This is a genomic window from Pseudomonas sp. GW821-FHT03C07 (assembly GCF_059420925.1).
Genome location: NZ_JBWKUQ010000012.1, coordinates 92,128 through 104,490 on the forward strand (window position 1 = coordinate 92,128; position 12,363 = coordinate 104,490).

Sequence of the window (12,363 nt, forward strand, 5' to 3'; positions counted from 1 at the left end):
GAGCGCGGGTTCACCGGGAGTAAACACAGAGTGCGAACCGGCTTTGTGGTATCCAGCTATCGGGAGGCGGTCTGTTCCGGCATACAGGGCCATGGCAGTGACATACACTGGCGCCATGACCATGATCCCCCTGACCGACCTCGCCACACCGGCGATCAGCTGCTCCACCTGCGCGGCCTGCTGCTGCCGGCTGGAGGTCCTGTTGATCACCGATACCGGTGTTCCCGAACGTTTTATCGACATCGACGATTGGGGCGGCGAGGTGATGTTGCGCCTGGACGATGGCTGGTGCGCGGCGCTGGATCGCGACAGCATGCGCTGCACCATCTACGAGAAACGCCCACTGATCTGCCGGGAATTCGAAACCGGCTCGGCGGACTGCCTGGAAGAACGCCGCGGGATCGCCACGGCCTATCGATAGCGCCAAGCGCGGGGCCGCCCCCGGTAGACCTAAAGCTGGCGCAGTTGCTCACGCACCACCACTTCCCGTTCCGGGGCATTGAAAAACAGCTGGCGCGCCATGACCAGGCTGATCTCGCTGCGCCAGATCCGGAACACCTCCAACGCTCGCCCCGGTTGCCCCTGGCGGATGCGTTCAAAGCGCTCCTGCTCGGCCCGGGCCTGCGCCTTGACCCCGAGGAAACGCTCGTCCCAGCGTTTCAGATGGGCGCCATGGGATTGTGGCTTGCCGTCCTTGTCCAAGGCGCCGCGTATCACGAACAACTCCTCCGGAGTGACTTTATCCGGATAGTGGAAATGCGCTACCCAGATGTTCTTGCCGGTCGCCTTGTCACGCACCACATATTCCTGGAGAAAATCGCTTTTGCCGAGTTTGGTGCGCGGCCCGTTGCGAAAAATCTCGACCTCGTTGTGCTCCTTGAGAAACAGCAAGCGTTCGGTGTCCGGCGCACTCGACTTGGTCACGGCGATTCGCGCCAGCAATCCCTCATGCCTGAGCGTCCCGGCCTGGAGACGCAGTTCCGAGGCATGAACCTGGCCGGCGGAGACTTCGCTTTGCGCCACCGAACTGTTCGCCTCGGCCAGCGCACGGTCGATTTGCCCGGCCAGCGCCTCCAGCGCCCGCGCCCGTACTTCGAGCACATCCTGCAGATAGATCGGGTCTTTGGTGACCGGGACCTGCTGCCGGGCGATCTCGATCTCCCGGCCGGCCTGACGGATCTGGCTCTCGGCCATCAGCACCAGGCGCCTGAGGCCCGGCTGCGGCTGGGGTCTGGGCAAGGAGGCGGCAGCCGGCTTGGGCAACGGCTGCCAGTAGCCATCTTCTTCTTCAACAAAGGAGTCGATCGGTTGACCGGTCTGGGGATCCATCAACTCGACCACCTCATGGCCATCCTGAGGCCTGTCTCGAACATAACCGATATAGTTTTTCTTACGACGGGTACGGATAATTTTCCGGGTCTTGCCGGCGGGCTCCGAGGGTAGCTCAGGCTCGTCTTGCAGGGGGGCCTGCGCCTCAATGCGCTCGACCAGGCTGCGCTCGGCCTCTTGCTGCAACTCCACCAGACGCTGGACAAACAGATCGCCCCAGACCAGACGGTGACCTGGCGGCAAGAACCCGGTCTTGTACTCGACCATGGCCAACGCTTCGTTATATTGACTCACACAGGTGTTGAGCACCGCCATGTCCGCCTCGGCGGACAGGGGCGAGGTAGATCGCTCATCGAGAATGGACTGGGAGGCCAAGGCACTACGCAGGTCGTCGAGTTTCGTCCAGATATCGCTCTCGAGCTGCTGCGGATCCAGTTCCCTGAAGCAATACAGCGCGAGCCGACACGCCCTGACGGCTTTCAGTCCAGGCACATTGCTCTTCCTGTCCCTGATCTCGCGAATGGCCTGATAATCCGTCAAATTCTGGTTGCGATGATTGCCCAGTTCGCTGAACGCCTGTTTCTCTCGCTCCGACCAGTCGATAAACAGGTCCGCGGCGCGGTTTTCCCGTAGCTCCAGCCGTTGCGTTTCCAGCAAGACCCGGCCCGATTCGTCCTGATAGGGCAGACGCCCAATGATCCGCACGCAACGATGCTCGATAATCCTTATCGCATCCAGGGCAATCTGCATCGACATGACGAACTGATGCAAGGTGTCAAAGAGTTTCCCCTTGTACCCCCGCAGGAATAACGTCTCGTTCATCCGCAGCTCGTTGAGCTGTTGCTCGTAACCGTCGATCAAGGCTTTTCCCAGGTCGCCGATCCGATCCATGCGGGCGAACCACTGCTGGGCGGTATAGCGGTCGGGATTGTCGTCCATCCTCACCAGCATCTCCCGCTCGGGAAACAACGCGCGTGCATGTTGCCGCTGCTCCGTAACGCGCAGTTCCCACCCCTCCATGAAGCGCTCACGGACCGAGTCCCTCTGCTCCTGCTCCCGACGTTTTTGCTCAAGCAGGGCGGCTCTTCTTTTCCCGATGTTTCCCTGACGCCCCGATCCGCCGCGCAGACGCAGCTTCAGGTCCGGTGTCCAGGTTCCCGCACCATCGCTTTTCAGATAGAACCCATCACGCAGACCGTCCGCAGAGACCACCTGCACATTGCCTTCGGTATCCGCCTTCACAGCAAACAGCCATCCTCCGAAGTAGGCCGCCAGCCGGTTTGATTCCTTCAATCGGATCAGCCCCTTCAGATCGCCGGATGCAATGACCTCGCCCAGGGTCTCCGGCTCGGGCCAGGGATACGGGTGAATCTTCAAGGTGAACGAACTGAGCGTCGGACGCGAGGCGGCCATGCCTGGCGCCACGGGGTTGTCCAGTTTCATCGGCAGCGGCCGGTCCGGCCCTTCGCTGACTGTCGCCCGGATCGGCGCGCGCCGGCCCTCATCCACCGGGATCTGCTGCGGTGTCTCGGTGTGCGCCTGGCGGCGGGTCAAGTGATGCCCGAGAATAAAAGCAATATTGACCAGTATATCGGCCCAGGCACTGGCCTTGGCCCCGGGGTCCTTTTCCTGCAGCCGCCGAAAGTCGGCATCGACACTGGCGACCACGGCGAAAATCCAGCCGGCCACCGCCGCCGGGCCGCGGATAAACATCAGCACCACGTTGAACAGTTGCCAGCCGCCCTCCTTCAAGGTATTCCAGCGCAATTCGGCATTGGACACCGATTGCCGGTCCGCCAGGGCGATCAGGGTCCTGGCCAGCGAGCCGAACAGGTGATGCGGATAGTCGCCCGGGACCTCCGCGTCATCGAGCGTGGCCGGCGCCACCGGCAACAGCGCGGCAAAATCGTCCTCGAACGAGCGCCGCAGATGGGGCTCGACAAAGCCGCCATTGGCGTAGGTGCGCCGGGCCTGATCGCTCAACCAGGTCAGGACGCTGTCCTGCAATGCACCGGGTTGCTTGAGCGCCTCGAACAGGGCCGGTAGCGTCGGGTATTGCAGCAGCGGCTCGACGGCAGGCGTGGGACGGGCGTCATTGTCGTGAGGACAAAAATTCTTGTCCGGGGCCGACTGGAACTGCTGGAAAGCCGACGCCTGCGGACCGGCCTTGGCGAGCAGGGGACGATAGAGAATGAACGGACCGTGGCCAGTGTCCCTCGGACCGATAATGAACATCGACGCCACGACATCCGCTGTCGCATCGGATTCGGCCTTGAAAGCCAGGGGGCGCAGGACGATCTCCTGGCCATTCACCTGGCGCTTCTGCGCTTCGGCCTGCAATACCGCCTCGACAGTGCGGTATCCCGATTCGTCGAAATTCGCTTCACCGCGAATCTTCAGCTCCAGCGCCGCCATGGGCAATTGCACCCGCAGTTGCTCGGTGAAGAGTTTTTCCCGACGCAGGGCCTCGTCGGCGTCGTCGATAAGCTTGGCCCGCAGTGTATCCAGGTAGGTTTTGCCGATGTCCACGGCCGTCACCAGCCCCTTGACATAGTCCGGGGTCAGCCATTCGGGAACCGGCCTGTCCACGCCACAGTGGCGAATACCGATCTTCATCTTCGCATGCCGAAAGCCGCCGAGATTCTCCAGGGCAAAATCCGTCAGGCTCATCCGCACCTTTTCCACCGTCCCCAGCGCCCCGCCCGCGCCCCCGGCGACGGCCACCGCGACGACCTTGTCGAGTTCCAGGCGAATATCATCAGGGTTGGCGATATCGGCAGCGGGTGGATGGTCCTCGCCCATCTTCTTGCGCAGCGCCTTGACCGCGAACGTCGGCAGATCCCCCACATCATCGAGAAATGCCTTGCCACCCGAGGTTTGTTGCACATCGGCGAGTTTTTCCAGCAGGGAGCGGTAGGCGCTGATGTCTTCGCTCGATGCACCCAGCAACCAATGCGGCAAACCATCCCTGAGCGCCGCCAGCGCTTCGGGCAACTCGACCACCCTATGGGGCTCTGCCCGCACCGGCGTAAAAAACCAGTCATCGGGACGGGTAATCGCATCGAGCCGGCGCTGGTAGTCCTCGAGTGTCCACTCGGTATCGAGCCCGATCAGGGAAATCTCCTGAAGCTGGTTTTCCAGCAGGCTTTCGGCAAGGCTGGCGAGGGCCTGCTCCAACTGCATATCCGGGTCGCCCTGCTGCCAGAGCAGATGCTCGCGGTACTCGATATTCCGACCGTTGGCCCGGGCACTCATGAACAAGGGCACCAGTTGTCCGAGATTCGTGGTACCGGCCCTGAAGAGGCCTTTGGCCAGGCTGAGCACCAGCGGGCTCTGCTCGATACCCCGCTCCTTGCGGCGGGCCACCAGCACGGGCAAGGCTTCAGGATAGGCGCCCCCCCAGAGGTCCTTGCTCACCGCCTGTATGCCATAGAGGGCCAGTTGCTGCTCGGGCCGTTCCAGATCGATCGACAGAAAGGCACGATGCTGTTCACGACCGGCGGACAACATCCGCCCCAGTATCCTGCCAAGACGATAAAAGCGGCTGTAGCCTTGCTCATCCTCCGCGTTCCAGTAGTCGACCAATGCCTGTTGATAGAGTTGCAGCAGGATATCTCCCCACGACCCGAGCGTCGCCTGGATTGCCGCGGCCTCAACCACGAACCGGTCGCCGGGCAAACTCTCGAGCCTGATCTCCAGCACATGCTCGGCGGTAAAGACCGGCGCGACCCCGGTCGTAAAATGCTCGAGCACCAGGTCAATGACCGCACGGTATTGATAGCCACCCGAGAACCTTTTTCCATCGCGCTCCAACCATTGCAGTTTGCCGACATACAGATGCGAGGCATTGCGCCGCGGGTCCCAGCGGCTGAAAAAATACCCCTGGATGGCCGACAAGGCCACTTCCCGCAAAGTCGGCGGATGGGCGAAAAGCGCCTTGGCCGCCTCGATTTCGTGCTCAAGCGACACGCCCGGCAGTGTGACAGCATCATTCATACCGACTATTCCCTTCAAACAGATCCGACAGGCTTGGATTCAAGCGGCCATGCCTGGCACCGCACAGGTACAAGGGAAGTAGGCGCCTGACACACCCAGTCCATGCGGTATCCGGCTATAGCTCCAAACGCGGGGCCGAATCGGGGCGATTTCAGCTCCGAGTCAGGGACGCATCCCATATATCCAGTGAACCGGCTCAATCCACACTTGCGACCAACGCGTCACAAGCAGCGGGCAGCTCGACAGTTGCCCCCCCGGACCCCGAGACCACTGACCCATGAACACCCCCTCTCCCGTTTCCTCCCCTCCGCCCTGTATTTCACCCTCCTGCGCGACCGACAGCACGCCCATCCAGACGCGACTGCTGCTCTCGCTCAATACCGCCAATGCGCAAGTGGCGGCCCTGTTCAACGAACTGCCCGAGCCGCTTCTCACCACGGGTGAAACGCAGGCGACAGCCACGCTTGAGCAGATACGCCAGCAACAGCCGAGTTACCTGGCACAATTGCAACAGTTCTGGAGCCAGTCCAATGGCGTCACCGCCGGTCAGCCCGCCGGGCAATGGCTCGCGCAGATCCTGAAAACCCAACTCGACAGCGAGGCGCAGCTGCGCAGCGCCGATGGGACGCTCTGCGCTGACGACCGACAACTGATTGACCAGGTGCTCAACCATTCCACCCGGGCACAACGCGAGGAGTCATTGCCGGTACTGCCCAAGGTCCGGCGGCCCGGGGTGTACGATATTCTCCGCCAGGACGCAAACACCTCGGACAATCCACCGTGGCCCGGGGCATTCGTGATCACCGGCAGCGACGGTGCCGCTTTGCCGGGTAGCGACCCCGACCCAAGACATTTCAAGGGCAAGACCGCGGTCGAGATCCACAGTGAGCTGGGCCGGGTCGTGCTGTACAGCCTGGAGGACGGTCTCGAGTCCTTTGACTCGCTCAAGCTTTTGCACACAACGCTGCAAGCGCGACTCGGAGAAAAAATCGCCCAGCGTTTCAGCGCGAACGGTGACAAGCACGAAAGCGTCTTCGAGCGACAGGTACAGGCATTGCGCAATGCCCAGCAAGAGCGGGTGCGCGAGGCCTTTGCCGAGCACGAGGCGGACACGCCGGCGGACCTGCTGGAACGCATCAAGGCCGCCGCGGACCTGCGCGACATCCTGGATATCGGCACTCGCCTGAATCGGCGGGCGCAACTGCTGCACTACCGCACCTGGCAACAGCGCTTCAAGGGGGGCAGCATCGAGGACTGGAAATGCTATCAGGCGGCGTCCTGGCAAGTGCGGGCAAGCCACTTGGCACTGAAGGCGGCGAGCACTGTCGCGAGCGCGGAGCGGGAACAGGCGCTACGTAACACCTGGCAATTCGCCAATGCCGCCGCCATGCAACTGGCGGCCCTGGAAGCCACGTTCCACGGTCGCATCGACGCCCGCCAGCGACAATGGATCGAGGTGGTGCTCGACTATCCGGACCCCGACACCCGCCCCACCCTCGGCGCCTACGCCATTATCGCCAATGCCCTGGGCTGGCGGGCGCCCACCCAAGCGCCGCAGAGCGCGACCCCTATCATCAGTGGTGGCGTACTCGCGATCAGCAGCGCGGATCCGAGCGATCCTGGCGTACTGCTGTATACCCCGGACGCACCTGACAGCCACGACTGGGTAGCACTGAACCAGCTCCACGACCTGGGCCAACGCTTCCCGGAACCCGCGTGGACCGACTACTTTAGCGCGCGACTGGCAACATCGGAGAACCCCGCAGTACCGTTGCCGACACCCGAAAACGCTGCTCACTTCCAACTGCTGCCCATGCCAGGCAACGTGCAGCAGCACCTCTACGAAATACAGGCAAGCGGGCAAATCGACACAGTACCGCAGCCGAACAGTCACTCCATTTGGCGCAAGATCAGCATCGACGCCACGCAACCCGAGGCACCGGCAATAGCCGGGCGCCTGCGATTACTGGGTGGCGCGCCGACACAGCCCTCCTCGTCGCGACGGCGGTCGGCAATCGCCGGCCTGGTTCGCCTGGGGTCGTGGAACCCCCAGGTGATGAACATCGTGCCGCCGATCATGACCAGCCTGCCTGACTGGCCAGCGGGCTGCAGCCTGGTGATTATTGACAACAGCCAACTGGGACCTGGCTGGTCGGTCCGTTACGGACTCAATGAAGACAGCTATGGATACCGGGTGAATCCGGATATTTTTACCACCCGTCACGATGTCGTGCTGTACCGGTCCGCTCCTGATCATTACAGCGTCAGGCTCAATGGCGGACGGTTGGACGTTCCCGCCGGAGATGACAGCTTCTTCCATGCCGTGGCCCTGTCGCTGAACCGCGGCCATGAGAGCGGCGCGTTCAACATAGAAAGACTGCGCAATGCCGCCGCCGATCAGATCGAACACAATCCGCGGATCGCGCGCCTGGTGAGCTCGGCGTATCTGCCTCTTTATACCCGCGCACTTGAACGCTGCATGGAACTGGGCGTCTGGCTGGGCGATGAGGTCTATCGAGAGCTGCTCGCAATCCTCAAGGGCGAGCCCAATCCCCACGGTCTCTTCCTGCCGGCCATCCGTTACCTGGAGGCGACCTTGCCGTCCCATTCGGCGAGCCTCAGGGACGCGGTCGATGCCGCATTCAATGCCGTCCGCGAGGACTATCAACTGCGCGCGCTGCCTGCCGAAATACGCCGGATCATCGATGCTCACATTGACGCCCACCCGCGTCCAAGCTTGTTCCTGTCGAGCGACGCACCCGACAGGAAAGCATTGTTCGAAACCCTGCTGGTCCGCCCCTCACCTGCGCCAGACATCGAATTCCTGGTTGAACACAGCTACATTTTTGATCACAACATCCGCCATCTCACGCTGGAGTACGGGGCCACAGCCACACAGCTACGCCAGTATGCAACCCTGTATCCGGGGAATTCGATTACCGCCCGGCGTGACTTGCTGAGGGCCGTGCTCGGCCGTTTCCCGGCGCTGCTTGAACGGCTGGATATCATTTTCAGTTCACCCGCCTTGACCCCTCCCCTGGGTGCGGGACTCAATATCAATCAAATCGCCCACTTGCTGCGAGACCCGCAAACCTCGACGAACAGGCTGCGCTTGATCGCCCGCTGCGCGGATGCCGGCATCGCGCCGATCAACCTGCTGGGCAACGCCGACTGGCTGAAGTCACTGACTGACGATGTGCTCGGCCGACTCCTCGACTATCGACAACCACTGCGGGAACTGGCCGATCATATGGAGCTCCACGACATCAGATCGATGCTTTCCCCCTTCGACCCCGGCTTCGCCTTATGGAGCCCGGACCGGTTCCACTCGGCGCCGCTGGCGAATGCCCGACTCAGGCTGCTGCTCGATACGCCCCGGCTATTCAGCCTGCTCAGGCAACGCTCGGGCCGAGTGGCCGCCAATATGTGGAGGCAACTGAGCAGTGCGACCCATGACGAGGCCAGGATTCGTCAGGTGCTGGCCAATCCGCGCACGCTCAGCAGCCTGCGCCAGCTGGAAAGGGCGCTGAGCGCAGAGCTGCCGATCACGACCGCAGGCGCCGGGCCCTCGACCAGCGTGGCGCAGTCGCAGCCGGCCGGCCTGAGGGGCTATGCGGTCAACTGGTCGGAACAGGCATTGCCAGGGCCGGATGAGCAAGGCCTGTATTATGCGACCGATGGCAGGACGTACATCCTCCAGGCCGGCCGCTACTACGAGGTCCGCCGCATCGCCGGCAAGTTCCAGATCGTCCATCCCATCCATGGCCTCATGAGCCCGACCTATGAAGTGGCGAGGCGCAGCGACGGCTCGTGGATACTCATCGACGTCCCCGGCCTGGGCGGCGATGTACGCCACCCCTATCCCGCCATCGCCGAGCAATCGCGGAGACAACGCGACGCATTCGCCGACCTTGGCCAGGCGGCGCAACAGGAGTGGCAACAACTCGCGGCCAGTGCACCACTGTCCGAGCGGGTTCCCGACCTGCGCACCCTGGAGCCCATCGGCGGAGGCTACACGCTGGAGCTCATCGGCGCGCCACGCCGGCGCCTGACGCTGGAGAAAGCCAGCCCATTGGCCCAACTCTCGACACGCATCCGCAATACCCTAAGCACGCTCCAGCAGCACTTCGAGCTCCACAACGGTCAGTTGCAACCGCGCCCGGGCGTGACTCACCACGAAGTGATCCACAGCCTGGCGCAACTCGATGGGCTGCACAGCCTGAATAGCGGCTTCGCCTTGTTGCTGCTCAATAGCGGCAAGCGCTTTTCCCTGTCGGCGCAACTGGCCAGTGCCGTCCAGGTGCAGTTCTATACCCAATTGGCTCTGGTGGTCGTGGGGGTCGCGACCGATGCGAGCCTACTGGTCAAGGCGATTTACCTCGGTCTGAAGGATGCCGGCCACCTGGGCAGCGAAACCCTCAGCCTGCTGGACAAGGCCGGTCGCGGTATCCGCCTGGGCGGCAAGACGCTCACCCTGCGTGGACTGCTGGCCGCCGGCAATACTTTGCTGGTCCTGGCCAGCCTGGGGGTCGACAGCTATCTGCTCGCCCATGCCGAGAGCGCCGAGGACAAGGCCCTCTACGGCAGCAACGTGGGGCTCGATAGCGTGGCGCTGGGCACGGTCCTGGCCGGCTTTGCCGAGGGCGCCGAGGTCCTCGGGCCGCTGTCGATACCGCTGGCCGGCCTGGGCCTGGGCGCCAGCAGCCTGGTCTCGGGGTTCTTTGCCAAGGCCCATCAGGTCCTCGCCACAGGGGAGCAATTCGCCCAGGAGATCGAGGCCTACCGCAGCGGTTACGTCGAGAATCCTGAAACCCATGGGCTGCGCACAAGCGGCCCGGTAGTGGTGCGCCATCTGGATCAGCGTAACGGTCAGGTCTATCTGGGCAGCCCGAAGATCTACAGCGTCGACAATTCCCGTTCAGGCGATCCGCGAGTGATCCTCGACGAGCGTGAGGCGATCGATGTCGGTCGGCTCCTGGAGCTGCCCACGCAGCTGCCGCTGCCCGTTTCAAACAGCATCCGCGCCCTCCATCTGCCGGCCACGCCCGAGCATACCTACCGGCCACAATATGGCTGGCTGGTCGGCGCCACCCAGCGCAATGACGCTGAATTGCAGCTGTTCAAGGCGCTGGAACAAAAGACCCGGGGCAAGTTCATCGAAGCCGAATGGGTGACGCTGTTCGAGAAGATCGTGGAAAAACTGCAGCCGCACTACCACCTCACGCGCATCCGGATCAGCCTGGGGCAGAAGGCGCCGGCGCTGGTCATGGACGATCCCGGCGAGGGCGCCGGGTATCTGAGCTATGACATCGAAGGCCAGGGCAGCCAATATGACCTGTATCTGAGCGACGGCCCGCGGGTTCATCTGTCCAGTTGCACCACATCCCCGCCCTCCACCTGGGTGCTGCACACCGACAACCTGAGTCGCCCGGACGATATCGGGTTCGAGGCCGAGCACCTGACGGTGGGCGACGTTGTGCTGCAAGTCCAGGACCAAAACACGGTGTATGTCGTCAACAAGGCCGACGAGGCCTACCGGTTGGACCTCGCTGGCGGCCGACAGACACTGGTGACACTGAGCGCGCGGGACTACGAGAATGTCGGCACGCTGGTGCAGCGCCTGCAAACGCTGCAGGGCCAGCAACGACTGGGATCGCCGGTGCATCTCGAAGACCTGTGGGTATCCGGCTATCCGGGCCGCGGCATTTACTATCGCCCCACCGACGGCACCTTCATGGCCATTCCCGTGGACGGGGAAGATCACGGCGAGGCGCTGTACCAGATCCCGGTGCCGCCCGAAACGCTGATCATCGCCCCCAGCGCGCAGCGCGAGAAGGTCCAGGAAGCCGCGGCCACACTGGCGACGATAACGGCCCATCTGAACACCCAGTACCGGAAATTCGGCGGGCGCTCGGCAGGCTTCTGGAGTGCCCACCCCGCCAATGGCCTGCCCGACAACGAGAAGCTCTATGGCGATTTTTTGCGCGCGCAATACCGCCTGCAGGTCCGGCGCGCACATCTGCACAACGGTTACTCCGAGACCGCATACTCGATGATGGTGCAATTGCTGCCCAACCACGAACGCGACCGCTCGACCCAGGGGGCCCGCCAGGTGCCGGTGCATCGGTTGAACATCAACGGCTACCCCTCCGACGACGTGCTGATACTCGGCGACCCCCATCAGGGACTGCTGCTGTTGTATGTGCCGGAGCCACAGCCGGCCTTGGCCGAGTTCAGTGGCATCAGTGAACTCAAGGCCGGTGTGCAACAGCTGGCGGCTGGGGATAGCACCCGCCAGGCACTGCAGGAACACTTCCCGCGCCGCAACCGCGCCAGTAACCACAGCGCGCTCTGGGGCTACACGGGAACGGACGAGGCGCTGGAAAAGCTCGGCGACAACGGCGACTGGAGCCTGCTCCAGATCGACCGCAGCGCCATCGATAACGAGGACGTGTTTGCTGCCCTGGCCAGCCTCAAACGCCAAAGCGAAGGTGGCTGACCCGCGGCAAATGCTCCGTTACAACGGCATCGTATAGTGCAGCGCGTAGCTTTCGATGCCTTCGTTAGGCGTGCGCAGACCCGCGTTGGAGTAGTGGGTCGCACGGATCCCGACTTCATGCCCGCCGGCGAAGCGCAGGCCGAAGCCCACGCGGTCCTCGAAGAGGAAGGCCGAGCCCAGCTTGTTGCCTTCCACTTCGGTGTGGGCAAACAGGGCGACGCCGATCCCCGCCTCGATATACGGCTTGATCGATGCCCCGGAAAACTCGTAGACGAACACCGGTGAGAACGACAGGCTGTGATTGCCCGAACTCTTGTCACCTTCCCAGTAGGTGTAGGCACCGTTCCAGTAACCGGTCAGGCGCCCCACATCGCTTTGCAGCCAGCTTTTCTCCCAGTCCGATTGCAGGCCCAAGCGATAGCTGCGGGTCGAATCGCTGGTCTGGCCAATCGAGAACTCGACGCCGGCGGCTGGCGCCATGGCGCCATACCCCAAGGTAGCGGCCGCAATCGCAGCCAAGCAGAACAGTCGTTTCATAA

4 protein-coding genes are annotated in these 12,363 nt (G+C 62.9%); 2 read left to right on the top strand and 2 right to left on the bottom strand.

Features of this window, described 5'->3' with window-relative positions:
• Window positions 1-115: 115 nt before the first annotated feature.
• A complete protein-coding gene (locus AC07VG_RS21975; protein WP_495001242.1) occupies window positions 116-421 on the top strand; it encodes a YkgJ family cysteine cluster protein in 306 nt (101 codons plus the stop codon).
• Between the two features lie 29 nt (window positions 422-450).
• On the opposite strand, the gene AC07VG_RS21980 is transcribed toward AC07VG_RS21975, so the two are convergent.
• The gene (locus AC07VG_RS21980; protein WP_495021871.1) at window positions 451-5,325 is read right to left on the bottom strand and encodes a dermonecrotic toxin domain-containing protein; all 4,875 of its coding nucleotides are present in this window, start codon (window positions 5,323-5,325) and stop codon (window positions 451-453) included.
• 277 nt (window positions 5,326-5,602) lie between these two features.
• On the opposite strand from AC07VG_RS21980, the gene AC07VG_RS21985 reads away from it, so the two are divergent.
• The gene (locus AC07VG_RS21985; protein WP_495021872.1) at window positions 5,603-11,824 is read left to right on the top strand and encodes a TcdA/TcdB pore-forming domain-containing protein; all 6,222 of its coding nucleotides are present in this window, start codon (window positions 5,603-5,605) and stop codon (window positions 11,822-11,824) included.
• Window positions 11,825-11,842: 18 nt separating this feature from the next.
• On the opposite strand, the gene AC07VG_RS21990 is transcribed toward AC07VG_RS21985, so the two are convergent.
• Window positions 11,843-12,361 carry an acyloxyacyl hydrolase gene (locus tag AC07VG_RS21990; RefSeq protein ID WP_495001160.1) on the bottom strand — a complete coding sequence of 173 codons (519 nt, stop codon included), beginning with the start codon at window positions 12,359-12,361 and terminating at the stop codon, window positions 11,843-11,845.
• Between the last annotated feature and the right edge of the window lie 2 nt (window positions 12,362-12,363).

Coding starts and splice junctions, on each gene's coding strand:
- AC07VG_RS21975 (WP_495001242.1), top strand. CDS start 116: ATGACCATGATCCCCCTGACCGACCTCGCCACACCGGCGATCAGCTGC.
- AC07VG_RS21980 (WP_495021871.1), bottom strand. CDS start 5,325: ATGAATGATGCTGTCACACTGCCGGGCGTGTCGCTTGAGCACGAAATC.
- AC07VG_RS21985 (WP_495021872.1), top strand. CDS start 5,603: ATGAACACCCCCTCTCCCGTTTCCTCCCCTCCGCCCTGTATTTCACCC.
- AC07VG_RS21990 (WP_495001160.1), bottom strand. CDS start 12,361: ATGAAACGACTGTTCTGCTTGGCTGCGATTGCGGCCGCTACCTTGGGG.